This is a genomic window from Streptomyces sp. NPDC028635, assembly GCF_040637635.1.
GTDB lineage: Bacteria > Actinomycetota > Actinomycetes > Streptomycetales > Streptomycetaceae > Streptomyces.
This window is the reverse complement of the sequence record NZ_JBEZWX010000006.1, coordinates 158,869-184,247: the sequence shown is the minus strand read 5'-3', so window position 1 is coordinate 184,247 and position 25,379 is coordinate 158,869. Positions and strand designations below refer to the sequence as shown.

26 protein-coding genes and 1 riboswitch are annotated in these 25,379 nt (G+C 73.1%); of the genes, 10 read left to right on the top strand and 16 right to left on the bottom strand.

Going from position 1 to position 25,379, the window contains the following annotated elements:
• Nucleotides 1-65 precede the first annotated feature (65 nt).
• The 3 genes from AB0E88_RS09385 (at nucleotide 66) to AB0E88_RS09375 (ending at nucleotide 2,246) form a co-directional block, all read left to right on the top strand.
• Entirely contained in the window at nucleotides 66-986 is a 921-nt protein-coding gene (locus tag AB0E88_RS09385) for an ATP-binding cassette domain-containing protein (protein ID WP_361626454.1), read from the top strand.
• A gap of 2 nt (nucleotides 987-988) precedes the next feature.
• Nucleotides 989-1,711 (top strand): ABC transporter permease subunit, encoded by a 723-nt coding sequence (locus tag AB0E88_RS09380; RefSeq protein ID WP_361626451.1) that lies wholly within the window; start codon nucleotides 989-991, stop codon nucleotides 1,709-1,711.
• 88 nt (nucleotides 1,712-1,799) lie between these two features.
• A complete protein-coding gene (locus AB0E88_RS09375; protein ID WP_361626448.1) occupies nucleotides 1,800-2,246 on the top strand; it encodes a hypothetical protein in 447 nt (148 codons plus the stop codon).
• Nucleotides 2,247-2,458: 212 nt separating this feature from the next.
• Here the strand turns inward: AB0E88_RS09375 and mug are convergent, their stop codons facing one another.
• The 9 genes from mug to AB0E88_RS09330 form a co-directional block, all read right to left on the bottom strand.
• A complete protein-coding gene (gene mug, locus AB0E88_RS09370; RefSeq protein WP_361626445.1) occupies nucleotides 2,459-3,004 on the bottom strand; it encodes a G/U mismatch-specific DNA glycosylase in 546 nt (181 codons plus the stop codon).
• A gap of 13 nt (nucleotides 3,005-3,017) precedes the next feature.
• Entirely contained in the window at nucleotides 3,018-4,460 is a 1,443-nt protein-coding gene (gene purB / locus AB0E88_RS09365) for an adenylosuccinate lyase (protein ID WP_361626442.1), read from the bottom strand.
• A gap of 425 nt (nucleotides 4,461-4,885) precedes the next feature.
• Entirely contained in the window at nucleotides 4,886-5,668 is a 783-nt protein-coding gene (locus AB0E88_RS09360) for an SGNH/GDSL hydrolase family protein (protein ID WP_361626439.1), read from the bottom strand.
• Nucleotides 5,669-5,827: 159 nt separating this feature from the next.
• The gene (locus tag AB0E88_RS09355; protein WP_361626436.1) at nucleotides 5,828-6,841 is read right to left on the bottom strand and encodes a hemolysin family protein; all 1,014 of its coding nucleotides are present in this window, start codon (nucleotides 6,839-6,841) and stop codon (nucleotides 5,828-5,830) included.
• Nucleotides 6,838-8,181 (bottom strand): hemolysin family protein, encoded by a 1,344-nt coding sequence (locus AB0E88_RS09350; protein WP_361626433.1) that lies wholly within the window; start codon nucleotides 8,179-8,181, stop codon nucleotides 6,838-6,840. Before AB0E88_RS09350 ends, AB0E88_RS09355 begins: the two co-directional genes overlap by 4 nt.
• Nucleotides 8,182-8,324: 143 nt before the next feature.
• A complete protein-coding gene (locus AB0E88_RS09345; protein WP_361626430.1) occupies nucleotides 8,325-8,750 on the bottom strand; it encodes a GNAT family N-acetyltransferase in 426 nt (141 codons plus the stop codon).
• Between the two features lie 112 nt (nucleotides 8,751-8,862).
• Entirely contained in the window at nucleotides 8,863-9,753 is an 891-nt protein-coding gene (locus AB0E88_RS09340; protein ID WP_361626427.1) for an LLM class F420-dependent oxidoreductase, read from the bottom strand.
• Between the two features lie 36 nt (nucleotides 9,754-9,789).
• Nucleotides 9,790-12,357 carry an ABC transporter permease gene (locus AB0E88_RS09335; RefSeq protein WP_361626424.1) on the bottom strand — a complete coding sequence of 856 codons (2,568 nt, stop codon included), beginning with the start codon at nucleotides 12,355-12,357 and terminating at the stop codon, nucleotides 9,790-9,792.
• Nucleotides 12,358-12,360: 3 nt separating this feature from the next.
• Nucleotides 12,361-13,176 (bottom strand): ABC transporter ATP-binding protein, encoded by an 816-nt coding sequence (locus tag AB0E88_RS09330; protein ID WP_361626415.1) that lies wholly within the window; start codon nucleotides 13,174-13,176, stop codon nucleotides 12,361-12,363.
• Nucleotides 13,177-13,322: 146 nt separating this feature from the next.
• Here AB0E88_RS09330 and AB0E88_RS09325 point away from each other — a divergent pair, with 146 nt between their 5' ends.
• Nucleotides 13,323-13,589: an antitoxin gene (locus AB0E88_RS09325; protein ID WP_361626412.1), complete on the top strand. Its 267-nt coding sequence runs from the start codon at nucleotides 13,323-13,325 to the stop codon at nucleotides 13,587-13,589.
• A gap of 4 nt (nucleotides 13,590-13,593) precedes the next feature.
• Nucleotides 13,594-13,968, top strand: coding sequence for a fic family toxin-antitoxin system, toxin component (locus AB0E88_RS09320; RefSeq protein ID WP_361626409.1), 375 nt, complete (start codon nucleotides 13,594-13,596; stop codon nucleotides 13,966-13,968).
• A 9-nt stretch (nucleotides 13,969-13,977) separates the two neighbouring features.
• Here the strand turns inward: AB0E88_RS09320 and AB0E88_RS09315 are convergent, their stop codons facing one another.
• From AB0E88_RS09315 to bioB, 4 genes are all read right to left on the bottom strand, one after another.
• The gene (locus tag AB0E88_RS09315) at nucleotides 13,978-14,658 is read right to left on the bottom strand and encodes a class I SAM-dependent methyltransferase (RefSeq protein ID WP_361626406.1); all 681 of its coding nucleotides are present in this window, start codon (nucleotides 14,656-14,658) and stop codon (nucleotides 13,978-13,980) included.
• 214 nt (nucleotides 14,659-14,872) lie between these two features.
• Nucleotides 14,873-15,589 carry a dethiobiotin synthase gene (gene bioD / locus AB0E88_RS09310; protein ID WP_361626403.1) on the bottom strand — a complete coding sequence of 239 codons (717 nt, stop codon included), beginning with the start codon at nucleotides 15,587-15,589 and terminating at the stop codon, nucleotides 14,873-14,875.
• Nucleotide 15,590: 1 nt separating this feature from the next.
• A complete protein-coding gene (locus tag AB0E88_RS09305; protein WP_361626400.1) occupies nucleotides 15,591-16,871 on the bottom strand; it encodes an adenosylmethionine--8-amino-7-oxononanoate transaminase in 1,281 nt (426 codons plus the stop codon).
• A complete protein-coding gene (bioB, locus tag AB0E88_RS09300) occupies nucleotides 16,864-18,120 on the bottom strand; it encodes a biotin synthase BioB (protein WP_361626397.1) in 1,257 nt (418 codons plus the stop codon). The genes AB0E88_RS09305 and bioB overlap by 8 nt, the downstream gene beginning before the upstream one ends.
• Nucleotides 18,121-18,267: 147 nt before the next feature.
• On the opposite strand from bioB, the gene AB0E88_RS09295 reads away from it, so the two are divergent.
• Nucleotides 18,268-19,395: an 8-amino-7-oxononanoate synthase gene (locus tag AB0E88_RS09295; protein ID WP_361626394.1), complete on the top strand. Its 1,128-nt coding sequence runs from the start codon at nucleotides 18,268-18,270 to the stop codon at nucleotides 19,393-19,395.
• Nucleotides 19,396-19,437: 42 nt separating this feature from the next.
• Here AB0E88_RS09295 and AB0E88_RS09290 read toward each other — a convergent pair whose 3' ends face one another.
• Together AB0E88_RS09290 and AB0E88_RS09285 are read right to left on the bottom strand one after the other, a co-directional pair.
• The gene (locus AB0E88_RS09290) at nucleotides 19,438-19,668 is read right to left on the bottom strand and encodes a DUF397 domain-containing protein (protein ID WP_361626391.1); all 231 of its coding nucleotides are present in this window, start codon (nucleotides 19,666-19,668) and stop codon (nucleotides 19,438-19,440) included.
• A 9-nt stretch (nucleotides 19,669-19,677) separates the two neighbouring features.
• Complete coding sequence (locus tag AB0E88_RS09285) at nucleotides 19,678-20,535, bottom strand: helix-turn-helix transcriptional regulator (RefSeq protein ID WP_361626388.1); 858 nt, start codon at nucleotides 20,533-20,535, stop codon at nucleotides 19,678-19,680.
• A gap of 212 nt (nucleotides 20,536-20,747) precedes the next feature.
• Here AB0E88_RS09285 and AB0E88_RS09280 point away from each other — a divergent pair, with 212 nt between their 5' ends.
• Complete coding sequence (locus AB0E88_RS09280; RefSeq protein ID WP_361626385.1) at nucleotides 20,748-21,221, top strand: ATP-binding protein; 474 nt, start codon at nucleotides 20,748-20,750, stop codon at nucleotides 21,219-21,221.
• A gap of 498 nt (nucleotides 21,222-21,719) precedes the next feature.
• Here the strand turns inward: AB0E88_RS09280 and AB0E88_RS09275 are convergent, their stop codons facing one another.
• Complete coding sequence (locus AB0E88_RS09275) at nucleotides 21,720-22,193, bottom strand: C40 family peptidase (RefSeq protein ID WP_361626382.1); 474 nt, start codon at nucleotides 22,191-22,193, stop codon at nucleotides 21,720-21,722.
• 3 nt (nucleotides 22,194-22,196) lie between these two features.
• Nucleotides 22,197-22,408, bottom strand: a riboswitch (cyclic di-AMP (ydaO/yuaA leader).
• Between the two features lie 621 nt (nucleotides 22,409-23,029).
• On the opposite strand from AB0E88_RS09275, the gene AB0E88_RS09270 reads away from it, so the two are divergent.
• From AB0E88_RS09270 to AB0E88_RS09260, 3 genes are read left to right on the top strand one after another with little or no spacing between them, the layout of a single operon-like run.
• Complete coding sequence (locus AB0E88_RS09270) at nucleotides 23,030-23,332, top strand: urease subunit gamma (RefSeq protein WP_361626379.1); 303 nt, start codon at nucleotides 23,030-23,032, stop codon at nucleotides 23,330-23,332.
• Between the two features lie 13 nt (nucleotides 23,333-23,345).
• Nucleotides 23,346-23,657, top strand: a complete 312-nt coding sequence (locus tag AB0E88_RS09265) for an urease subunit beta (RefSeq protein WP_361626376.1) — start codon at nucleotides 23,346-23,348, stop codon at nucleotides 23,655-23,657.
• A complete protein-coding gene (locus AB0E88_RS09260) occupies nucleotides 23,650-25,371 on the top strand; it encodes an urease subunit alpha (RefSeq protein ID WP_361626373.1) in 1,722 nt (573 codons plus the stop codon). Before AB0E88_RS09265 ends, AB0E88_RS09260 begins: the two co-directional genes overlap by 8 nt.
• The last annotated feature ends 8 nt before the right edge of the window (nucleotides 25,372-25,379 follow it).

Below are 25,379 nucleotides of genomic sequence, written 5' to 3'. Positions count from 1 at the left end.
CGGGGGAGACGATCTCCACCGGCGGGGGAGGAGCCCGACCCCGACGCCCCGTCAGGGTGGGGGACATGACCCGCATCGACGTCCTCGACCTCACCAAGGAGTACGGCTCCCGGCGCGCCGTCGACCACCTCACCTTCCGCGTCGAACCCGGCCGTGTGACCGGCTTCCTCGGCCCCAACGGCGCCGGGAAGTCCACCACCATGCGGCTCGTCCTCGGCCTGGACCGGCCGACCTCCGGCACCGCGATTGTCGGCGGCCGCCCCTACGCCACGCTCGGTGAACCGCTCCGCGAGGTCGGCGCGCTGCTGGACGCACAGTCCGCGCACGGCTCCCGCACCGCCCGCGCCCACCTGCTCGCCCTCGCCGTGAGCAACCGCATCGCGCCGCGCCGGGTCGAGCAGGTGCTGGAGGAGACCGGGCTCGCCCCGGTCGCGCACCGCCGGGTGAAGACGTACTCCCTGGGCATGCGTCAGCGCCTCGGCATCGCCGCCGCGCTGCTCGGCGACCCACCGGTGGTGATGCTCGACGAGCCCGCCAACGGCCTCGACCCCGAAGGGATCGTCTGGATCCGGCACCTGCTGCGCCGGCTCGCCGACGAGGGCCGCACCGTCCTGGTCTCCAGCCACCTGATGAACGAGACGGCGTCTTTCGCCGACCATCTCCTGGTGCTCGGCCGGGGGCGGCTGCTCGCCGACATGCCGATGCGCGCGTTCATCGACGCACGCGTACAGCCCCGCGTGCGGGTGCGCACCTCGGACGGCGTCGCGCTGAAGGAGGCGCTCGCCCGGCACGGCCACGACGCCGCCGAGACGGACGACGGGGCGTGGAGCGTGGCCCACGCTCGCGTGGAGGACATCGGCCGGATCGCGTCCGCGGCGGGCGTACCCCTCCTCGAACTGGCCGCGGAGGCGGGCACGCTGGAGCAGGCCTACCTCGATCTGACCGCGTCCGAAGCCGAGTTCACCGCACCCCGACAGGAGGCCTGACCATGGGATTCGCCCCCGCCCTGCACGCCGAGTGGATCAAGATCCGGACGCTGCGCTCGCAGCTCGCGAGCCTCGGCGCGGTCCTGGCCGCCACCGCCGCCTTCTCCGCGCTCGCCGCGCTGGACACCGGCGGATCGGACTTCGACCCCCTCTTCTCGGCCTTCTTCGGCGTCAGCTTCGGCCAGATCGCCGCCATCGCCTTCGGTACGACGGCCATGGCGGCGGAGTTCCAGGGCGGCGCGCTGCGCGTCTCCCTGGCCGCCGTGCCCCACCGGGGCCGGTGGTTCACCGCGAAGGCGACCGCGGTGGCCGTGCCCGCGCTGGCCGTCGGCCTGGTCACCGGGCTGCTCACCCTGGCGGTGGGCCGGGCCGCCCTGGGCGACAAGGCGGCAGGGCTGTCGGCGGGTGAACAACTGCGCGCCGTCGTCGGCTGCGGGCTCTATCTGACGCTCATGGCCCTGTTCGCGACCGGGCTCACCGCGGTGCTGCGCAGCGGGGTCGCGACCCTGAGCATTCTCATCCCCTTCCTGCTCATCGTCTCCTTCGTCGTCGGCGACGTGTCCGGCGGTGTCGCCGACTTCCTGCCCGACCGCGCCGGTCAGGCCGTGCTGCACCACGGTTCCGACGGGCTGCTCGGCCCCTGGCCGGGGCTCGCGGTGACGGCGGCGTGGGCGTCGGCCGCGCTGGGAGCGGGCGCCTGGAGCGTGCTGCGCCGGGACGCCTGAGGCTGAAGGGCCCTGTGCGCGGCCTCCGCAGCCGGGCCGCGTACTGACGCCCCGCCAATTGTCAGTGGGGGCCGCTTTACTGGATCACATGGACAGCGCGCAGCACCTCGCCGTGATCGACCGGCTGCGCTGCCGGGTGTTTCCCGGGCAGCGCGGCCGGACGGACGTGGGCACGGCCGGGCCGGGGTACTTCATAGCGGAGTTGATGACCAGCCACGGGCTGCGGGAGGGCGACCCGGCGGAGCGGGCGCCGACGGCCGCGGACTTCCATGCCCTGAAGGACCGTGTGGCGCGGGAGCTGGACGAGCGCAGGGGCGCGCATCCGCCTCCCCTGGGCATGCAGGGCCTGCGGGTGCGGGCCGCGCGGGGGGAGGAGATACCCGAGCCCTGGGGCACGGTCAGTGTCCGGGTGGACGAGCTGGACCTGTGGGACCCGGACGAGTCGGGCCGCTGGGTCGCCCTCGGGGTGGCCGACCGGGACGCGCACGACGAGATCCAACTGCTCGCCGTCGTCACCGAAGTCGACCCGCCGTGACCGACGGGCGCGGCACCGGAGCGTCGTGACCGAGACCGAGACCGAGACCAAGACCGAGACCAAGACCAAGACCGACCCGCCTTGACCGGCCGGGCGGCCACCGGCGCCTCGCCTCCGCCGGGACGCCGGTCACCGGTGCTGTGCCCTCGTCGAGACGGGCCGGACGGCCACCGGCGCTTCGCCTCCGCCGAGACGGGCCGGGCCGTCAGTGGTTACTCCTCGGCGGCCCGCCGCAGCCGGGCGAACTCCTCGGCCATCGTCGCCACGGTCCAGTGCGCGTTCAGCCCGCTCGGATTGGGCAGCACCCACACGCGGGTGTCCCCGATCGTGCGCTCCTGCGGGCCCACCCGCGCGGTGCGGTCCGCGAAGGCGGCGCGGTAGGCGGTGATGCCGACGACGGCCAGCCAGCGCGGCCGCAGCCGCTCGACCTTGGCGGTCAGCAACCGGCCGCCCTCCCGGTACTCCTCGGCGCTCAGTTCGTCGGCGCGCGCAGTCGGCCGGGCGACCACGTTGGTGATGCCCAGCCCGTACTCCGGCAGTTCGTGCTGCTCGGCGGGCTTGAGCAGGCGGGGTGTGAAGCCGGACAGGTGCAGCGCGGGCCAGAAGCGGTTGCCGGGACGGGCGAAGTGATGGCCCGTCGCGGCGCTCATCAGCCCGGGGTTGATGCCGCAGAAGAGGACACGGAGGCCGTCCGCGACCACGTCCGGTACGGGACGGTCGCGGGCGGCCTCCAGCTCCGCCTGAGTGAAACGGGGCATCGTGCGGCGCAGGTCAGAGGATCGCGCCGGGCGTGTAGCCCGCGGCCTCGGGGTGCTGCTTGACGATCTCCTCGATGCGGCCGACGACCGCGGCGACCTGGTCGGCGGCGGCGCCCGTGAACGACAGCTTGTCCGCCATCAGGGCCGCGAGCTGCTCGCGGTCCAGCGGCAGGCGCTCGTCGGCGGCGAGCTTGTCCAGCAGGTCGTTGCGCTCGGCGCCCTGCTCGCGCATCGCCAGCGCGGTGGCGACCGCGTTCTCCTTGATCGCCTCGTGCGCGACCTCACGGCCGACGCCCCCGCGCACCGCGCCCATCAGTACCTTGGTGGTGGCGAGGAACGGCAGGTAGCGGTCCAGCTCGCGGGCCACGACCGCAGGGAAGGCGCCGAACTCGTCGAGGACCGTCAGGAACGTCTCCAGCAGGCCGTCCAGCGCGAAGAACGCGTCCGGCAGCGCGACGCGACGCACCACGGAGCAGGACACGTCGCCCTCGTTCCACTGGTCGCCGGCCAGCTCGCCGGTCATCGAGGCGTAGCCGCGCAGGATCACCATGAGGCCGTTGACGCGCTCGCAGGAGCGGGTGTTCATCTTGTGCGGCATCGCGGAGGAGCCGACCTGGCCCGGCTTGAAGCCCTCCGTGACCAGCTCGTGCCCGGCCATCAGGCGGATCGTCTTGGCCAGCGAGGACGGCGCGGCCGCCAGCTGGACCAGCGCGGTGACGACCTCGTAGTCCAGCGAGCGCGGGTAGACCTGGCCGACGGAGGTGAAGGCCTGCGCGAAGCCGAGGTGGCCGGCGATGCGGTTCTCCAGGTCGGCCAGCTTGCCGGCGTCACCGCCGAGGAGGTCCAGCATGTCCTGCGCGGTGCCCACCGGGCCCTTGATGCCGCGCAGCGGGTACCGGCCGAGCAGCTCCTCGAGGCGGCCGTGGGCGACGAGCAGTTCGTCGGCGGCCGTCGCGAAGCGCTTGCCGAGGGTGGTGGCCTGGGCGGCCACGTTGTGGGAGCGGCCGGCCATGACCAGCTCGCCGTACTCGCCCGCGAGCTTGCCGAGGCGCGCCAGCACCGCCACCGTGCGGTCGCGCATCAGCTCCAGCGAGAGCCGGATCTGCAGCTGCTCGACGTTCTCGGTGAGGTCGCGGGAGGTCATGCCCTTGTGCACGTGCTCGTGCCCGGCGAGGTCGTTGAACTCCTCGATACGGGCCTTCACGTCGTGCCGCGTGACCTTCTCGCGCTCGGCGATGGAGGCCAGGTCGACGGTGTCGAGGACGCGCTCGTAGTCGGCGATCGCCTCGTCCGGAACCTCGATCCCGAGGTCCTTCTGGGCGCGCAGCACGGCGAGCCAGAGCTGACGCTCCAGCTTCACCTTCTGCTCGGGCGACCAGAGCGTGGCGAGCTCGGCGGAGGCGTAGCGTCCGGCGAGGACGTTGGGGATGCGGGGCTTGGCGGGCGCAGAAGTCACGTGTCCAGATTCTACTGGCGATTCCTGCAGGCCAGCGCCGCGGTACCGCTAGGCGGAACCTACGAGACGCCGGTCACGCCCGCGCGCCACGCCGCGCCCGGCCATCCCGGCCGACGACACCGGGGCGAGGCGCGGCCGCGAGCAGGTCAGGCAGGGTGCGGGGCGGCCCCGCGCCTCCTCGCCGCCCAAGCCGCACGGAACCGTCCAACACCGGGCGCGGTGGCCGACCAAAAAGGGGCGCGGGGAACTGCGCGACCAGGCCCCACCGGGCCGCACCCGGAAGACCACCTCACGCGGCAGGACCGTCGCCGGAGCGGGCGGCACCCTCCGGTGCCGGGCGCGGTGGCCGACCAAAAAGGGGCGCGGGGAACTGCGCGACCAGCCCCCACCGGGCCGCACCCGGAAGATCACCCCGGCGGAGCCGCCTACGATCCCGTCTCGTCGTACGGCAGCAGCTCCGGACGCTTCGGGGGGCGGCCGTCGCCCGAGGAGCGGCCGGTGAGGCGGCGGCCTATCCAGGGGAGCAGGTGCTGCCGCGTGAAGCGGGCGTCGGCGATGCGGCGGGCGACCCAGTTCGGGGGAAGCGCCGTGGGCAGCGCGGCGTGCCAGTCGGGGTCCTCCGCCTCGTGACCGAGGGCCTGCCACACCGCCTCCGCGACCCGCCGGTGCCCCTCGGCGGTGAGGTGCAGGCGGTCGACGTCCCACATCCGCTGGTCGCCCAGCCCGGGCGCCCGGTACAGATCGACCACCAGCGCGCCGTGCCGCGCGGCCAGGTCGTCGACGCAGGCGAAGAGTTCCTCCATGCGCGGCCGGAAACGCTCCAGCACCGGGCCCTGGCGGCCGGGGCTGTGCATCAGCACGAGCTGCTTGCAGGACGGCGCGAGGCGCTCCACCGCCTCCGTCAGCAGCCCCTTGACCCGCCCCATGTCGCACTTGGGCCGCAGCGTGTCGTTGAGGCCGCCGACCAGGGTGATCACGTCGGCGTCCATCGCGGCCGCCACGGGCACCTGTTCCTCGACGATCTGCCCGATGAGCTTGCCGCGCACGGCCAGGTTGGCGTACCGGAAGCCGGGCGTGCGCGCGGCCATCCGGGCCGCGAGGAGGTCGGCCCAGCCGCGGTAGGAACCGTCCGGCAGCAGGTCCGACATGCCCTCGGTGAAGGAGTCGCCGACGGCGACCAGGCTGGTGTAGGCGGGGTTCGTGTCCATGGCGTCAGCGATGGTAACCCGCGCGGCATACCCAGCGGTCGGTCACCCTCCCCCCGGGGACGCCGCTCCGGCGCCCCGGGGTGGCCAGGTGCCGGCCCCGCTGTCCGAACAGCGGGCACGGCCGGCCCGGCGCCACCGGCGTCCGCGCCGCCCCATGAGTCAGGCCCGCTGGCCGAACAGCTCCCTCAGGACGTCCTCCATCGTCACCAGACCGGCCAGCCGCCCGTCCGCGCCCAGCACCGCCGCCAGATGGGTCCGGCTGCCCCGCATCGCGGTGAGCACGTCGTCCAGCGGCGTGGTCTCCCGCACCCGGGCGATGGGCCGCATGTCCCGCAGCCGGAACGGCAGGTCCCGGGGTGAGGCGTCCAGCGCGTCCTTCACGTGCAGGTAGCCGACGATCCGCCGCCCCTCGTCCACGACCGGGAAGCGGGAGAACCCGGACTCGGCCGACAGCCCCTCCAGCTGCTCCGGCGTGACGCCCACGCGCGCGTAGACGACCCGTTCCAGCGGCATCACCACGTCGCGCACCGGGCGGCTGCCCAGCTCCAGCGCGTCGTGCAGCCGCTCCGTGGCGCGGTCGTCGAGCAGACCGGCCTCACCGGCGTCCTTGACGATCTGCGCCAGCTCGGCGTCCGAGAAGGTCGCGGTCACCTCGTCCTTGGTCTCGACCCGCATCAGCTTCAGCAGCGCGTTCGCGAAGGCGTTGATGGCGAAGATCACCGGCTTCAGCGCCCGTGCGAGCGCGACCAGCGGCGGCCCGAGCACCAGCGCGCTGCGCACCGGCTCCGCCAGCGCGATGTTCTTCGGCACCATCTCACCGAGCAGCATGTGCAGGTAGGTCGCGAGGGCCAGCGCGATCACGAAGGACACCGCGTGGCCGGCACCCTGCGGCACGCCCAGCGCGTGGAACACCGGCTCCAGCAGATGCGCGATCGCCGGCTCGGCGACCACACCCAGCACCAGCGTGCACAGGGTGATGCCGAGCTGCGCGGCGGCCATCAGCGCCGACACGTGCTGCAGCCCCCACAGCACGCTGCGCGCGCGCCGGTCGCCGGCCTCCGCGTGCGGTTCGACCTGCGAGCGCCGGACCGAGATCAGGGCGAACTCGGCGCCGACGAAGAAGGCGTTGACCACCAGCGTCGCCAGACCGATCAGCAACTGCACCGCGGTCACCGCGGCACCTCCTTCTCGCCGTGCGGCTTCTCGTCGTCCAGCGGCGCGTGCAGCAGCACCCGCGCCGCCCGGCGCCCGGAGGCGTCCACCACGTCCATCCGCCACCCGGCCACGTGCAGGACGTCGCCCACGGCCGGTATGCGGCCCAGCTCGGCGGCGACGAGCCCGGCCAGCGTCTCGTACGGCCCGTCCGGTGCCCTGAGGCCCACCCGGGCCAGCTGGTCGATGCGGGCGGCGCCGTCGGCGGAGAACACCGCGCGCCCTTCCTCGTCGGTGCCGGCCGGGGCCAGGTCGGGCGTCTCGTGCGGGTCGTGCTCGTCGCGGACCTCGCCGACGACCTCCTCGACGATGTCCTCCAGCGTCGCCACCCCCGCCGTACCGCCGTACTCGTCGATGACCACGGCCATCGTCCGCTTGCCGGACAGCCGGTCCAGCAGCCGGTCCACGGTCAGCGACTCGGGGACGAGCAGCGGCTCGCGCATCAGTTCCGACACGGGGACCCGGTGGCGCCGGTCGGCCGGGACGGCCAGCACGTCCTTGACGTGGGCGGTGCCGACGACCGTGTCGAGGCTGCCGCGGTAGACCGGGAAGCGGGACAGGCCCGTCGCCCGGGTCGCGTTCGCCACGTCCTGGCAGGTCGCCTGCGCGTCCAGGGCGATGACCTGCACGCGCGGGGTCATGACGTTCTCCGCGGTGAGGTCGGCGAGGTTCAGCGTGCGCACGAACAGCTCGGCGGTGTCCGGCTCCAGGGCGCCCGCCTTGGCGGAGTGCCGGGCCAGCGCGGCCAGCTCCTGCGGCCCGCGCGCCGAGGCCAGCTCCTCGGCCGGTTCGATGCCGAAGCGGCGCACCACGCGGTTGGCGGTGTTGTTCAGATGGGTGATGAACGGGCGGAACGCGGCGCTGAACAGTCGCTGCGGGGTCCCCACCCGCTTGGCCATGGCCAGCGGCGCGGAGATCGCCCAGTTCTTGGGGACCAGCTCGCCGACGACCATCAGGAACACGGTGGACAGGGCCGTGCCCACCACCAGCGCGACCGAGCTCGCCGCCGACCGGGACAGGCCGAGCGCCTCGATCGGCCCTGCGAGCAGCTTGGCGATCGAGGGCTCGGCGAGCATGCCGACGACCAGGTTCGTGACCGTGATGCCGAGCTGCGCCCCGGACAGCTGGAAGGTGAGGTTCCGTACGGCCTTCAGCGCGCCGGCGGCGCCCCGCTCGCCGCGCTCCACGGCCCGCTCCAGCTCGCTGCGTTCAACGGTGGTCAGCGAGAACTCGGCCGCCACGAAGGCACCGCAGGCGAGCGACAGCAGCACGGCGACGAGCAGCAGAAGCACTTCGATCATCGGGTCACCTCCGTCCCATGGTCGGACAGGGCAGGAAGGATCGCGCGATGTCGGCTACTGGGGGGCTCGCCCATGGGCGGACGCTCACAACCTTTCATGGAGGACCGAGTGGTCCACCAATAGTAAAGGATGGGCAAAAACGCTCAGGAGGGGAGTGGCTTGACCCAGCGCCGCCACTGTTCCTGCGGCCCGTACCCGGCCGCGCCCCACGCGTGGTGGGCGGTCTCGTTGCGCACCAGCACCATCGCGTCCGCGCGCCGGCCGCCCAGCGCCGTGAACCGCTCCTCGGCCGCCGCGAGCAGCGCCGAGCCGATGCCCCGGCGCCGCCGCTCCGGGTGGACCGCGAGCCGGTACAGATGGCAGCGCCAGCCGTCGAAGCCCGCGATCACCGTGCCGACCAGCTCGCCGTTCTGCTCGGCCAGGATCAGCGCCTCGGGGTCGCGGGTGACGAGCCGCTCCACACCGTCCCGGTCGTCGCTGATGCTCGTGCCCTCGGCGGCCGCCTTCCAGAAGGCCAGCACGGTGTGCACATCGTCGGGCGTCGCGGCCCGTATCCGGAGATCAGACATGCGGTGATCACATCAGGCAGCGGGGCGCCTCGACCCGGAATTCCACCATCCGGACCGTCACCGGGCCGCACGGCAGGACCGCCGGCAGCCGTGCACCCCGCAAGCCCCCTCCTCACCGCCCCCGCAACCGCGCCATGACCGGTGCGAGTGCCTCCATGGACGGCTCCAGCACCGTCAGATAACTGAAGCCGTACCGCTCCCGCAGTGCGAGGATCCGCGCGACGATCTCCTCCTCGGTGCCGAAGAGGAAGATGGGCAGCGCCAGCAGCTCCTCCACCGTCGTCCCGGGTATCCGTTCCAGCAGCGGCCGGGCCGCCGCCTCCGGGTCGTCGGTGATCACGACCGACTGGATCAGCAGGTTCAGCTCCGCGGGCTCCTCGCGGCCGGCCGCGAACGCGTGGTAGCGCGCGACCCGTTCGTCCAGCTCCTCGGCGCCGACCGGCGCCAGCTGCCCCGTCGTGCTGCCCGGCACGGTCCGCGAGCCCGTGAACGCGGCCACGTCGGCGTGCTCGGCCGTCAGCCGCAGCATCCGGTCGCCGTTGCCGCCGATGAGCAGCGGCACCCGCGGCTGCTGCGCGGGCCGCGGCCGGTGCCCGGCCGAGCCCAGCAGCCGTTCCAGCTCCTCCACCGTCCGCCGCAGGTGGTCCACCCGCTCGCGCGGCGAGCCGAACGGCAGCCCCGCGCTCTCGTGCTCGGACTGCACATATCCCGTGCCGAGGCCCAGTTCGAGACGGCCGCCCGTGAGCGCGTCCGTCGTCGCCACCTCCCGCGCCAGCAGCGCCGGGTTCCAGAAGCCGGCGTTGAGGACGAAGGTGCCGACCCGGGGCCGTTCGGTGGCCTCGGCCGCCGCGACCAGCGCCGGGAACGGCGCGACCATGCCGAGGTGATCGGGGACGAGGATCACGTCGTAGCCGGACTCCTCGGCGCGGCGGCACTTCGCCCGCCACTCGCCGGCGGACGACGGATCGAGCAGATTGACACCGAAGCGGAACGGACGGGACACGAACTCTCCTCAAGATCACGGGACTTCGTGATTCCATCACTCGTGCGCGATCGCCGCCAGCACATTCATGCGTGAGGCACGCAACGCCGGGAGCAGCGCCGCGACGACCCCGACGACCGCCGAACCGATCACCACCGCGACGATCGTGGACCACGGCACCGCCAGCGCCTTCATGCCCTGCAGGGCCAGCACCCGCTGCATGCACAGCCCCCACACCAGCCCGAGCCCCAGCCCCAGCACCGCACCGAACACCGCGATGACCACCGACTCCAGGCGGATCATCCGCCGCAGCTGACGCCGGCTCAGCCCGATCGCCCGCAGCAGCCCGATCTCCCGGGTGCGCTCCACCACCGACAGCGCCAGCGTGTTCACCACACCCAGCACCGCGATGACGATCGCCAGCCCGAGCAGCGCGTACACCAGGTACAGCAGCACCGCGATCTGGTCGTGCACCAGCTTCTTGTAGTCGGCCTGATCGCGCACCTGCACCTGCGGATACGGCGTCAGCGCCCGCTCCAGCCGGGAGCGCAGCTGGTCGGGGCCCGTTCCGGGGGCGGCGTTGACGTACAGCGCGGCGTCCTGCCCGCCGGGCACGTACCGCTCCACGGTGCCGATGCCGAGGAACAGTCCGCCGGTCATGCCGAAGCCCTCGGTGGCTTCCTGTTCGGTCAGCGCGCCGACCCGCAACCGCGCGCGCTGCCCGCCCGGGAACTCCACCGGCAGCACACTGCCCAGCCGGACACCGTGGTCGCGGGCGAACCCGGCGTCCATGCCGATGCCGCCCGGGGCCAGCGCGCCCGCCGTGCCGCCCGCGCCGTACGTCAGGTGCGCGACGTCGTCGAGCCGCGGGTCGTACCCGGAAGCGGTCGAGACGACGCGCCGCCCGTCCGGCAGCCGCACCGCGACCGGCGCGAAGCGCTGCCGCACCACCAGGCCCACGCCCTGCGTGGCACGCACCTGGGCGGTGACGTCCTTGGAGAACGCCGTGTACCGGCCGCTCTGCACCACGAAGTCGGCGCCGAGCGTCTTGTCGATCCGCTCGTCGAACGAGCGGGACATGGAGGCGCTCGCCACCGACAGCCCGCCCACCAGGGCCAGCCCGACCATCAGCGCGGCCGCGGTCGCCCCCGTCCGGCGCGGGTTGCGCAGGGCGTTGCGCTGGCTCATCCGGCCGACGGAACCGAACACGGCCGGGAAGGCCGCGCCGAGCACCCGGATCACCGGGCGCACCAGCAGCGGCCCCGCGACGACGGTCGCGATCAGGGTGAGGACGACCCCGAGGCCGAGCAGCGAGGCCGCCGTCGCCGTCCGGGACGCCGCCGCGCAGCCCGCGAGCGCCGCCGCGCCCAGCGCGCCCACCACCGCCCCGGCGATCGCGCGCGCCTTCAGCGGCCGGCCCACCCCGGCGACCTCGGCGTCCTGCAGCGCCGCCATCGGGGAGACGGCGGAGGCCCGCCGCGCCGGGAGATACGCGGCGACGAAGGTGACCCCGACCCCTACGGCGTACGCCGTCACCGGGGTCACCCAGCCGATGGCCATCTCGGCCGTCGTCAGACGCATCCCGAAGGCGGCCATGAGATGGATCAGCCCGGCCGCGAGACCGATCCCGGCCGCCAGACCCAGCGTGGAACCGACCAGGCCGAGCAGCACGGCCTCGGTCAGCACCGAACGGCGCACCTGCCGCCGGTCGGCGCCCAGGGCGCGCAGCAGCCCCAGTTCGCGGGTGCGCTGGGCGATCAGCATCGAGAACGTGTTGACGATCAGGAAGACGCCCACCAGCACGGCGACCCCGGCGAAGCCCACCATGACGTACTTGATGACCTTCAGGAAGGTGCCGAGTTGCTGCGCCGCCGACTTCGCCTGCTCACCGGCCGTCTTCACGGTGTACGGCCCGGTGCCGAGCGCCGCCGCGACCCGGTGCTTGAGCACGGTGTCCGACACGCCCGGGGCCGCCGTGACGGAGATGGCGGTGGCGCGGGCGGCGGACCCGAGCAGCAACCGGGCCGCGTGCGCCGGGTCGAGGTACAGCAGGGCCGAGCCCGGGTTGGTCGTCGTGAACGTGGCGATGCCGCTCACCCGGACCGTGAAGGTGCCCGGCTGGGCCAGCACGGTCAGCGTGTCGCCGATCCGCACGTGCCTTGTGCGGGCGGTGTCGGCGTCCAGCAGCGCCTCGTGCGCTCCGTGCGGGGCGTGCCCGGAGGTCAGCTCCACCGGGCTGCGGTCGGTGAGGTGCCAGTCCCGCGCGAGGGTGGGCGCGCCGGTGGTCGGGCTCACCGAGCGGCGCCGGCTGTCGACGACGGTGATGTTCTGCACGCTCACGTCCGCGTGCGCCGAGGCGGCCCCGGGGGCCTTCGCCGCGCGGGCCGCGAGCGAGGCCGGCAGGGTCTGGACCGCGCCGCTGGGGCCCGATGTGCGCAGGTCCTCCTTCGGCGCCACGGTGACGTCGGCGGCGGTGGAGGCGAAGAGCCGGTCGAAGGTGCGGGTGACCGTGTCGGAGAAGATCAGGCTGCCCGCGACGAACGCGACGGACAGCACGACCGCCAGCGCGGACAGCAGCAGGCGGCCCTTGTGGGCGAGGAAGCTGCGCAGGGTCGCGCGGAGCACGCGTCAGCCCTCCTCGACGGGAAGGGCGGCGCCGTCGGCCTGGGCGCGCAGCACGTCGAACCGCTTCATGCGTTCGAGCACCGCCTCCGCCGTCGGATGCTCCATCCGGTCCACGATCCGTCCGTCGGCGAGGAAGAGCACCACGTCGGAGTGGGCGGCCGCGCCCGGGTCGTGGGTGACCATGACGACCGTCTGCCCGAGGGAGTCGACGGCCTCCCGCAGGAATCCCAGCACCTCCAGGCCGGCCCGTGAGTCGAGATTGCCCGTCGGCTCGTCCGCGAAGATCAGCTCCGGCCGGGAGAGCAAGGCCCGCGCACACGCGACGCGCTGCTGCTGCCCACCGGAGAGCTGTGCCGGACGGTGGCCGAGCCGGTCGCGCAGGCCGAGGGTGTCCACGACCCGGTCCAGCCACTCCCGGTCCGGACGGTGGCCCGCGATGTCCATCGGCAGGGTGATGTTCTCCAGCGCGTTCAGTGTCGGGATCAGGTTGAACGACTGGAACATGAACCCGATCCGGTCCCGCCGCAGCCGGGTCAGCTCCCTCTCCCGCAGGCCCGTGATCTCGGTGTCGCCCAGCCACACCCGGCCGGCCGAGACGGTGTCGAGCCCCGCCAGGCAGTGCATCAGCGTGGACTTGCCGGAACCCGAGGGGCCCATCACCGCGGTGAAGCGGCCCCGGGCGATGTCGACATCCACCGCGTCCAGGGCGAGCACGGCGGCCTCGCCCTGGCCGTACGCCTTGGTGAGCCCGCGGGCACGGGCCGCGGTGACGTCGGCCGGGGCGGAGCCGGGCGGGTGCTCCGCAGCAGTTCTGGACACGCTGCCTCCTCGTGGGTCCCGGAGCGGCGGTACGGCCCGGGCGGTCGTCCCCGGCCGAGCGTAGTGTGACCCGGCGCACACGCGGTACACGTGCGGCCTTCCGCGCGCCCTTGCCGCTGCTAGCGCATCGGCGCTAGCGTCGAGGCATGGCGAAGACCCAGCTGAACGTGCGGGTGGACGAGGACACCGCCCGCGCCGCCCGGGAGCGCGCGCTCGCGCGCGGGATGAGCGTCAACCGCTACATCGAGGAACTGGTCCGGCAGGACGCCGGTGAGGCGGGGCGCACGTTCGTGGAGGCCGCCGCCGACTTCATGAAGAGCTACGCGTCGGTGTTCGCGGAGGAGTTCGGCGCCGACCGGGACGGCGCGCGGCGGGAGGGCCCCCTGGACGGGGCCCGGGACGGACGCAGCTGATCCGTTGAGCAGCCTCCGCATCGATCTCGCCTGGCTGCTGATGCTCGCCGAGCAGCACACACCGGGAGACCCGCAGGTCACCGACTGGGGCGCGCTGGTCGCCGCCGTCGCCCGCCATCAGGCCGAGATCTTCGACGTCCCCGTCTACGACACCCCGTACGACCGCGCCGCCGCCCTGCTGCACCTGCTGATCCACGTGCCCGCGCTGGAGCGCTCCAACGCGCTGTTCGCCTCCGCCGTGGCCTACGCCTACCTGGTCGCGAGCGGACTGAAGGTGGTCACCTCGCCCGAGCAGGTCCGCGAGCTGGCCCGGCTCGCCAAGAGCGGTGAGGCGTCCGTCGACGACATCGCGCGCGAGCTGCGGCAGTGGAGCGCGTGAGTCACTCCGTCACTCCAGCGGCCGCCACGCGGTGCCCAGCACGCAGTACGACGGAGGCAGCCGCAGCCCCTGCTCCGGCATCAGCACCCGCCGGTACGGGCCCAGTTCGAACCCGGCGGCGCGCAGCGCGGCCACCGGGTCGCGCGAGAGGTGGCAGCCGCCGTTCACCGCAGGCCACACCGTGCGGTCCAGGGCCCGCTGGGTCAACCGCATCGCCGTACCGCCGCCGGCGCCGTGCTCGAAGAACCGCACCACCCCGCCCGGGCGCAGCACCCGCCGCACCTCGGCCAGTGCGCGCGGCACGTCCCGCACGCTGCACAGCACCAGCGAGACCACCGCTGCGTCGAAGGCCTCGCTCTTGACCGGCAGCGCCTCCGCCGCGCCCGGCGCCACGTCGACCGGCACCTCGGCCCGCAGGGCCGCCTGCTGCGCCAACTGCCGCAAGGTGCGCTCCGGTTCGATGGCGACGACTTCCGCGACCGCCGCCGGGTAGTGCGCAAAGTTCAGCCCGTTGCCCGCGCCGACCTCGATCACCCGCCCGGACAGCCCCGCCAGCAGCCGCCCGCGGATCCCGGCCATACCGGCCCGGGACTCCATGGCGACGCTCACGCGGGCGTAGTAGCGGGCGAACAGCGGATGGTGGACGGCGTCCGGTGGCGCCTTGCCGGAGCCGGCGGCTCGCAACGGCATGGGAGACCTCCTCGGCAGGACGGGCCTTACGCCGATTCTCCCCCGCCCCGCCCGGACCCACCCCTTCGTGAACGCGGCGACAGCAGCACCCCGGAAAGGGACGCGGGGACCTGCGCGACCGGCCACACCGGGCCCGGGCCGGAACCACGCCCGGACGTGGTGAAGACCCGGGCCCGAACGACGACCGGACGTCGTGAAGACCCGGGCCCGCCCGTCAGGGCGCCTGGTGCGCGCGGAACGCCTCCGCGTCCCACGTGCCGTCCAGGCGCGGGGCCAGCCAGCCGGGGGCCGTCGTGCGGAATTCGGCCGGGGGCAGGGCGCCCGCGCCCTCCGGCAGGGCGCCGAGCAGGGGGGCGCCGGCCACGACCGGCAGGTCCTCCAGATTGCAGCGCATGGCCAGGTCGGGCGTGCGCGGCCAGCTGCCGATCACCACGCCGAGCAGCTCCACGTCCCGTCGCCGCAGTTCCCGCGCGCTCAGCTCCGCGATGTTGAGTGTGCCGAGCGCCGGCGAGGCCACGAGCAGCACCGGCGCGCGCAGCAGCGCCGCCGCGTCCACGAGCGTGCCGCCCGCCGTGTCGAACCGCACCAGCAGCCCGCCCGCGCCCTCCACCAGCACCAGATCGTGCTCGGTGGCCAGCTTGGCGGCCGCCTCGGCGATCTCCTGCGGATGCAGCGGCGCCCGTCCGGACCGTCGCGCGGCGGTGGCCGGCGCCAGCGGCTCGGGGTAGCGGGCGAGTTCGGCCACCGTCACGCCGCCCGAGAGCCGCGCCACCTCGTCGGCGTCACCGCGCTCGTCGGGACCCACCCCGGTCTGCGCGGGCTTCAGCACGGCCACCGAGCGGCCGGCCCTGAGCGCCGCGGTCGCCACCGCGGCGGTCGCGACCGTCTTGCCGACATCCGTGTTCGTGCCCGAGATCACCAGTACCGGCATGTCATCCCTCCTCGGCCGCCGCGTACACCGCACGGCAGATCCGTGCCACGTCCGCGTCCGACGTGACGTACGGCGGCATCGTGTAGATCAGGTCGCGGAACGGCCGCAGCCACACGCCCTCCCGCACCGCCGCACGGGTCGCGGCGGCCATGTCCACCGGGTGGTCCAGCTGGACGACGCCGATCGCGCCGAGGACCCGCACGTCCCGCACGCCCGGCAGGTCCGAGGCCGGCGCGAGACCCTCGCGCAGTCCCGACTCGATCCGCTTGACCTCGGCGAGCCAGTCCTGCCCGAGCAGCAGCTCGATCGAGGCGCAGGCGACGGACGCGGCGAGCGGGTTGCCCATGAACGTCGGCCCGTGCGCCAGCACCGGCACCTCGCCCCGCGAGATGCCGTCCGCCACGCGCGCGGTGCACAGCGTCGCCGCCATCGTCAGATAACCGCCGGTGAGCGCCTTGCCGACGCACATCACGTCCGGGGACACCGCCGCGTGGTCGGCGGCGAAGAGCGCGCCGGTGCGGCCGAACCCGGTCGCGATCTCGTCGAACACCAGCAGCACGTCGTGCGCGTCGCACGCCTCGCGCAGCACCCGCAGATAGGCGGGGGAGTGGAACCGCATCCCGCCCGCGCCCTGCACCACCGGCTCGACGATGACGGCGGCGAGCTCGTGGGCGTGCCGCGCGACCGTCGACCGCAGGTGCTCCGCGTACGCCTCGTCGTACTCCGCGGGCGGCGCGTCGGCGAAGACCTGGTGCGGGAGCACCCCGGTCCACAGCTCGTGCATGCCGCCCTCGGGGTCGCACACCGACATCGGCGTCCACGTGTCGCCGTGGTAGCCGCCCCGCCACGTCATCAGCCGCTGCTTCTCCGGGCGGCCGAGCGAACGCCAGTACTGCAGGCACATCTTGGCCGCGACCTCGACCGACACCGAGCCGGAGTCGGCGAGGAAGACGTGCTCCAGGCCGTCGGGCGACATGTCGACAAGGAGCTTCGCCAGCCGCACGGCCGGCTCGTGCGTGAGCCCGCCGAACATCACATGGCTCATCCGGCCCAGCTGTTCGCTCGCGGCCTCGTTGAGCACCGGGTGGTTGTAGCCGTGGATGGCCGACCACCACGACGACATGCCGTCGACGAGTTCACCCGAGCCGTCCGCAAGCTTCAGCCGGACCCCGCTCGCCGCCTCCACGACGAGCGGTTCGACCTGCCCGGGCATCGGGCCGTACGGGTGCCACACATGCCGCCGGTCCAGTTCCAGCAGCTCGGGCACGCTCAGGTCAGGCATTGGGCGCGAGGTCCGTTCCCGCGCCGCGCCGGCGCACGGCGACCAGGTCGGTACGGGGCTCGCTCGCCGCGGGCGCGGGGGCGGCGGTGCCGCAGATCCCGGCGTCTTCGTGCGATCCGCAGCCGCCGGCCGAGCCGTGCGACCCACAGCCCTCCGCGCCCTCGTGGCCGCCGCAGCCGCCCGCCGATCCGTGCGACCCGCAGCCACCGGCCGACTCGTGCGACCCGCAGCCACCGGCCGTGCCCGCCCGGTGCTCCGGCAGGGTCACCTCGCTGGTGCCCTCCACCTCGAACCCGGCGTCCGCGATCATCTCCAGGTCGGCCTTGCCGGCCTGGCCCTCGCTGGTGAGGTAGTCGCCGAGGAAGATCGAGTTGGCCAGGTGCAGCGCCAGCGGCTGCATCGTGCGCAGATGGACCTCGCGGCCGCCCGCGATACGGACCTCCACGTCCGGGCAGACGAAGCGGACCATCGCCAGGATGCGCAGGCAGCGCTGCGGGGTGAGGTTCCACTCCTTGGCCAGCGGGGTGCCCTCGAAGGGGATCAGGAAGTTCACCGGAACGGAGTCCGGGTCCAGCTCGCGCAGCGAGAAGACCACGTCCACCAGGTCCTCGTCGCTCTCGCCCATGCCGGCGATCAGGCCGGAACACGCCGACAGGCCCGCCGCGTGCGCCTTGGTCACCGTGTCGACACGGTCGGCGTAGGTGTGCGTGGTCGTGATGTCCGCGTACGTGCCCTCGGACGTGTTGAGGTTGTGGTTGTAGGCGTCCGCGCCCGCCTCGCGCAGCCGCTCGGCCTGGCCGTCGGAGAGCAGGCCGAGGCAGGCGCACACCTCGACGCCCTCGTTCTGCTCCTTGATGGTCTTGATGGTCTCGGAGACCCGGTCCACGTCCCGGTCCGTCGGGCCGCGCCCGCTGGCCACCAGGCACACCCGCTTGGCGCCGCCGGCCAGGCCCGCGGCGGCGGCCTGGGAGGCCTCGTCGGGCTTGAGCCAGGTGTACTTCAGGATGTCGGCCTTGGACCCCAGGCGCTGCGAACAGTACGAGCAGTCCTCGGGGCACAGACCGGACTTGAGGTTGACCAGGTAGTTGAGTTTCACCCGTCGGCCGAACCAGTGCCGGCGCACCTTGCCGGCCGCGGCCACCACATCGAGCAGTTCGTCGTCGGTCGTGGCGAGGACGGCCAGGGCTTCCTCGCGGGTCGGCAGCTCGCGCCGCAGTCCCTTGTCCACCAGCGTGTTCAGCAGGTCCATGGGAGCTGATCCTGTCCTACGGGGGCAGGCCAGGCCAAGGAGACTTCGCACAAACAAGGCCGTTCGAGGTGTGGGTATTGCCACATCCTGAGCTGCGGTGTGTCCCGCTAGTGTCTGTGCACTGCCTACAAAATCCCCGGAGGACCCATGGCGTTCGGCTGGATCGACGAGCAGGCGGACACGCGCCGCCGCGCGGGACTCGTGCGCACGCTGCGTCCCCGCCCCGCCGACACGCCGCTGCTGGACCTGGCGAGCAACGACTACCTGGGTCTGGCCCGTCATCCGGAGGTCACCGAGGGCGCGGCCCGGGCCGCCAGGACGTGGGGCGGCGGCGCCACGGGCTCCCGCCTGGTCACCGGTACGACCGAGCTGCACACCGAGCTGGAACGCGAGCTCGCGGACTTCTGCGGCTTCGAGGCCGCGCTCGTCTTCTCCTCCGGCTACGCCGCCAACCTCGCCGCGGTCACCGCGCTCGCCCCGCACGGCTCGCTGATCGTCTCCGACGCGGGCAACCACGCCTCCCTGATCGACGGCTGCCGGCTGGCCCGCGGCACCACGCAGGTCGTCGCGCACGCCGAACCGGACGCCGTGCGCAAGGCGCTCGGCACCCACGAGGGCACCGCGATCGCCGTGTCCGACACCGTGTTCTCGGTGGACGGCGACGCCGCGCCGCTGGCCGGACTGGCCGCCGCCTGCCGGGAAGCCGGCGCGGGCCTGGTGGTCGACGACGCCCACGGGCTGGGCGTCCTGGGCGACGGCGGGCGCGGCGCGCCGTACGCGGCGGGGCTCGCCGGTGCGGACGACGTGGTCGTGACCGTGACGCTGTCGAAGTCGCTCGGCAGCCAGGGCGGCGCCGTCCTGGGGCCCGCGCGGGTGATCGACCACCTGGTCAACGCGGCCCGCACCTTCATCTTCGACACCGGACTCGCCCCGGCCGCGGCGGGCGCCGCCCTCGCGGCCCTGCGGCTGCTGCGCCGCGAGCCGCAGCGGGCGGCGCGGGCCCGCGCGGTGGCCGCCGAGCTGCACGCCCGGCTGACGGCCGCGGGTCATCAGGCGGTACGGCCGGACGCCGCCGTGGTCTCGGTGCGCGCTCCGTCCCCGGAGCAGGCCGTGCGCTGGGCGGCCGACTGCCGGACGGCCGGCCTGGCCGTGGGCTGCTTCCGACCTCCTTCCGTGCCCGACGGCATCTCACGGCTCAGGCTGACCGCCCGTGCGGACCTGACCGGGGATCAGATCGAACGCGCTGTACGGGTGATCGGCGAGACGCGGCCATGAGTCGGCGTGCACGGCCGTGCCCTCGCCCGGGGTGTGCCGTGCTCAGTCGGGTCGCACGGCGGCCGTGAACGCCGCCCAGCTGCCGGGGGAGAAGAGCAGCGCGGGGCCGTCCGGGGCCTTGGAGTCGCGTACGGCGAGCAGCCCGGCCCAGGGTCCGGAGGCCGGCCGGGCCGTCTCGACGCAGTTGTTCGCTCCGGTGCTGTAGCTGCTGCGCAGCCAGCGCACGCCGTGCAGATCGGTACTGAAAGGGATGGTGCGAGGCAGTGCGGTCATGGTGCCTCCTTACGCGCCGTCACCTAGTGAGGCGATGAAATCCAACGAGTCCTCGGGGGAAAGGGCGTGGATCCGAAGGGAGTTGAAGGCCTCCGCGTAGGCCCGGAGGTCTTCTTTCCGTTCGAGGTAGAGGCTACTCGTCATGTGGTCGAGAACAACCACGTCCAGATCAGAAGTGCTCGGAAATGAGAAAATAACGAAAGGCCCGGTGATGCCGACATGCGCCCCCGCGGAGAACGGCAGCACCTGCAACCGCACCTGGGGGAGGCGCGCCGCCTCAAGCAGCCGACGCAGCTGCTCCGCCATCACCTCGGGACCGCCCACCTCCCGCCGCAGCACCGCCTCGTCCAGCACCGCGCTCAGCTTCAGCGGACGCGGCGCGTGGAGCACGTCCTGGCGGGCCAGACGCACCTCCACCAGGGCGTCCAGCCGTTCCTCGTCGACGGTGCCGACGGCCGCCCGGGTCACCGCGCGGGCGTAGGCGGGCGTCTGCAGCAGCCCCGGCACGACCGAGGTCTCCAGCGTGCGCATCGCGCCGGCCTGCGACTCCAGGCTGATGAAGTCGCGGTACGTGGGTGGCAGTACCCCGCGGTAGGCGTGCCACCAGTGCTCCCTGCCGCCGACCTGGGAGCCGGCCAGCACCAGCAGCAGGTCCCGCAGTTCGTCGTCGTCGACGCCGTACGCGTCCAGCAGTAACCGCACGTCGGACGGTTTCGCGCCACTCGAGCCGGTCTCGATCCGGCTGACTTTCGACTGGTGCCAGCCCACCAGCCGGGCGGCCTCCCCGCTGGTGAGCCCCGCCCGGGCGCGCAGCGCGCGCAGTTCGGCGCCCAGCTTCCGGCGGCGCACCGCGGGACCGTGCTGCATGCGCCCCTCCTTACTCCGTCCGAGCCGCCCGGATACGGTCTGCCGTGGCAGAGTTCACCGCTTCGAGCGACAGATATATGCATATCTTGGTGGATCGCCTCCGTGACCGGCGTGGTGATGGCAGTCTGGCGGCTGAGCACCAGTCCGGGACCGTACTCGAACCACCGGCTCCGTGCCGGACTGCGGTCCCGTGGGAAAGGGACGACGTCGCCATGGCAGACCATCTGGAAGCATCCGTCACTCTGCCGAGCGATCCAGCCTCGGTGTCCGCCGCCCGCGGCTTCGTGGCCGGCACCCTGGCGGAATGGGGTCTGCCGTCGGACGCGGAGCTGGCGGACAGCATCCGGTTGATCGTCTCCGAACTGGCCACCAACTCCGTGCAGCACACGTTCGGGCAGTCCCCGACGTTCACGGTGGACGTCACCCTGGACCGCGACGAGCTGCTGCGCATCGGCGTCACGGACAGCCACCCCCGCTTCCCCAAGCGGCTGCCCGCGGCCGTTCAGCAGGACAACGGCCGCGGCATGGTCATCATCCGCTGGCTGGCCGCCGAGTGCGGCGGCAGACTCCGCGTCCGCCCCACCCGCGAGGGCGGCAAGACGGTCGCCATCGAACTGCCGTGGGCACTCCCGCCCGAGCCGGCCCCCTCGACCCCACAGACGGAACCGAAGCCACAGCCCTGCTGAACCGCCCGGCTCCACGAGCGTTCCTGAGCGCCCGTCACACCGCGCCCACCGCCGCACCGCGCCCGGCGGCACACCGGAAGCCGCGGCGACGGGGTGTCCTCGGCGGGGCGCGCGCCCCCGCTCGCGCCGTGGCGCGGCCGACGGCGGACGGCGCCGCTCGGGCCGGGGCGGCCGACGGCGGGAACGACCGCCCTCACCGTCACCCGGGCGGGGGCCCGTTCACCCGTACGGCCGACCCGGCCGACCGGCGTCAAGCGGCAGCGTGCCCCCTGGCGGATGACCGGCCCCTGGCGCCGGGGGCCCGTTCACCCGTTCACCCGTACGGCCGACCGGCCGGCCCGCGTCAGCCGAAGCCTGTTGTCCCCGCAGCCGCCGTCGAGAGCCCGCCTGCGGCCCTCCTCGGCCGGGCGGCGGCCGAGGAGGGCCGTGTCGGCGGTCCGTGGCCGCCTGAGGGCCGTGGGCCCCGAGGAGGGGCGTGGGCCCGAGGAGGGGCGTCGGTCAGCTCACGCGGCCGTACCAGACGCTCTTCGTCCAGATCTTCTGCAGGCGCACCACGTCGCCCGTCTTCGGGGCGTGCCAGATCTTGTTCTTCCCGGCGTAGATGCCGACGTGGTAGACGTTCGACCCCGAGTGGAAGAACACCAGGTCACCGGCCTTACGGCTGCCGGCCGGGATGTGGTGCGTCTTGTTGTACTGCGCGGCGGCCGTGCGTGGCAGCTTCTTGCCCGCCTTCTTGAACGAGTACAGCGTCAGTCCCGAGCAGTCGAACCGGCGCGGCCCGGTGGCGCCCCACTGGTAGGGCGCGCCCTTCTTGGACGCGGCGATCTGCAGTGCCTTCGTCGCCGTCGTCGCGGCGGAGGCCTCCGAGGCGAGGCCCGGGACCACGATCGAGCCGCCCACGGCGGCGATGGTCAGGGCGGAAGCCGTACCGGCCCGGGCCATGAGCGACGGGACACGATTGAGCGCAGTCATGCGCAACCCTTCGTCAGCCGCCTGTGAAGGATGACCTGTCGGATTCGGGCTGGCGAAGTAGCCCGGCCGCTGACGCGGCTTCACCCCAAGGGCTGCTCGGCCCGGTCGTGGCATGACCGTTCCGGCGACCCGTCGTGCTTGGGTCCTCCACTCCTGCCGATCCACTCCTGTCGACCGGTCATCCGGGCGGCGGCAGGACTCGGCGTCCGCCCGGATCGCCCCGCCGCTGTGGCGGGGGCTTGTCGTCAGTCAGGGATCTTGGCCCACAACTGTCCGAAAATCCCAACGGAAACGGGTATTTGTGGGGTTCCTCACCACTCACCCGTTCGGGTGGACAGCCCTGTGTTCGATGGGGTGTTCACCGATCCGGCGAGCCCCGGACCAGCGGCGGAACGCTTCACTCCGGCCCCTCGTCCCGCCGGTCGCGCAACTCGGACCCCCCGAAAAAAGGGCGTTGGGATAGGCCGATGGGGGGTAAGCCGTCCGGCCCGTTTGAACTCGTTCGGCCCTCGGCTCAACTCCCGGCCCACGGGGGCGGGGTGACCCGAGTCGCGCGGCGCTCACCCTCGGCAGGGCCCCGGCGGCCCGAGACACGCTGTCCCGGCGCTCCTGTCACGAGTATGAGGAAGGTCTGCTGCCGGTCATGTGATGATCAAAGGCTGGTTAACGTCGTTGAAACTCCGACGGGCTAGCCTCCCGACCCACGCCACCAGGGGCTTTTCTGCCCGCAATTGAGCGCGGTAGGGAAATTTGTCTGTGTGTTACACCTGTCCCCGTCGCGGTGGCTGCGGCAGCCGGACCCCGCACGGTCCGGAGCAAGGACTGTGAGGTGGCACGTGCAACTGACCCCGCACGAGCAAGAGAGACTGCTCATTCATGTCGCGGCCGATGTGGCCGAGAAGCGTCGCGCGCGCGGACTCAAGCTCAACCACCCCGAGGCGGTCGCCATCATCACCTCGCACATCCTCGAGGGCGCCCGTGACGGCCGCACCGTCGCCGAACTGATGGCCACCGGACGCAAGCTGCTCACCCGGAACGACGTCATGGACGGCGTCGCCGAGATGATCCACGACGTGCAGGTCGAGGCCACCTTCCCGGACGGCACCAAGCTCGTCACCGTCCACGAGCCGATCATCTGACGGGGGGCGCGCCATGATTCCCGGAGAGATCCTCTTCGCCGAGGACCCCGTCGTGTGCAACGAAGGGCTCGAGGTCACCCGGCTGACCGTCCTCAACGCCGCCGACCGGCCCGTGCAGGTCGGCTCCCACTACCACTTCGCCGAGGCCAATCCCGGTCTGGACTTCGACCGCGCCGCCGCCCACGGCAAGCGGCTGAACATCGCCGCCGGCACCGCCGTACGCTTCGAGCCCGGGCTGCCGGTCGACGTCGAACTCGTTCCCCTCGCCGGTGCCCGTGTGGTGTCCGGTCTGCGCGGCCGGGTCGGAGGTGCCCTCGATGCCTGAGATCTCCCGCGGCGCCTACGCCGACCTGTTCGGCCCCACCGCGGGCGACCGCATCCGGCTCGCCGACACCGACCTGCTGATCGAGATCGAGGAGGACCGCTCCGGTGGTCCCGGGCGCTCCGGCGACGAGGCCGTCTTCGGCGGGGGCAAGGTCATCCGCGAGTCCATGGGCCAGTCCCGGGCGACCCGCGCGGACGGCACCCCCGACACCGTCATCACCGGTGTCGTCGTCGTCGATTACTGGGGCGTGGTCAAGGCCGACGTCGGCATCCGCGACGGCCGCATCACCGGCATCGGCAAGGCCGGCAACCCCGAGACCATGGACGGCGTCCACCCCGACCTGGTGCTCGGCCCCGAGACCGAGATCATCGCGGGCAACGGGCGCATCCTGACCGCCGGCGCCATCGACGCACACGTGCACTTCATCTGCCCGCAGGTCGCCGACGAGGCGCTCGCCTCCGGCATCACCACCCTCGTCGGCGGCGGCACCGGGCCCGCCGAGGGCTCCAAGGCGACCACCGTGACGCCCGGACCCTGGCATCTCGCCCGCATGTTCGAGGCGATGGAGGCCTACCCGGTCAACGTCGGCTTCCTCGGCAAGGGCAACACCGTCTCGCACGAGGCGATGCTGTCCCAGATCCGCGGCGGCGCCGCCGGCCTGAAGATCCACGAGGACTGGGGCGCCACCCCCGCCGCCATCGACGCCGCGCTGACCGTCGCCGACCTCACCGGCGTGCAGGTCGCCATCCACACCGACACCCTCAACGAGGCCGGTTTCGTCGGTGACACGCTCGCCGCGATCGCCGGGCGCGGCATCCACTCGTACCACACCGAGGGTGCGGGCGGCGGGCACGCGCCGGACATCATGACGGTCGTCTCCGAGCCGCACGTGCTGCCCAGCTCGACCAACCCGACCCGGCCGTTCACCGTCAACACCGTCGAGGAGCACCTCGACATGCTGATGGTCTGCCACCACCTCAATCCGGCCGTCCCGGAGGACCTGGCGTTCGCCGAGTCCCGCATCCGGCCCTCCACCATCGGCGCCGAGGACGTCCTGCACGACCTGGGCGCGATCTCGATCATCTCCTCCGACTCGCAGGCCATGGGCCGGGTCGGCGAGGTCATCATGCGCACCTGGCAGACCGCGCACGTGATGAAGCGCCGGCGCGGCGCCCTGCCCGGCGACGGCCGCGCCGACAACCAGCGGGTACGCCGCTACGTCGCCAAGTACACGATCAACCCGGCGCTCGCCCAGGGCATGGCCCACGAGATCGGGTCGGTGGAGACCGGCAAGCTCGCCGACCTGGTGCTGTGGGAGCCGGCGTTCTTCGGCGTCAAGCCGCTGCTCGTCATCAAGGGCGGCCAGATCGCCTACGCGCAGATGGGCGACGCCAACGCCTCCATCCCGACCCCGCAGCCGATCCTGCCCCGCCCGATGTACGGGGCGATCGGCCGGGCGCCCGCCGCGAACTCGGTCAACTTCGTCGCCCCGCTCGCTCTCGAGGACGGGCTGCCGGAGCGGCTGGGGGTCGGCAAGCGGTTCACCGCGATCGAGTCCACCCGAGGCGTGACCAAGGCGGACATGCGCAACAACGACGCCCGCCCGCGCGTGGACATCGACCCCGACAGCTTCGCCGTACGCGTCGACGGTGAGCTGGTGGAGTCCACGCCCGCCGCCGAACTGCCCATGGCACAGCGGTACTTCCTCTTCTGACGGCCCGG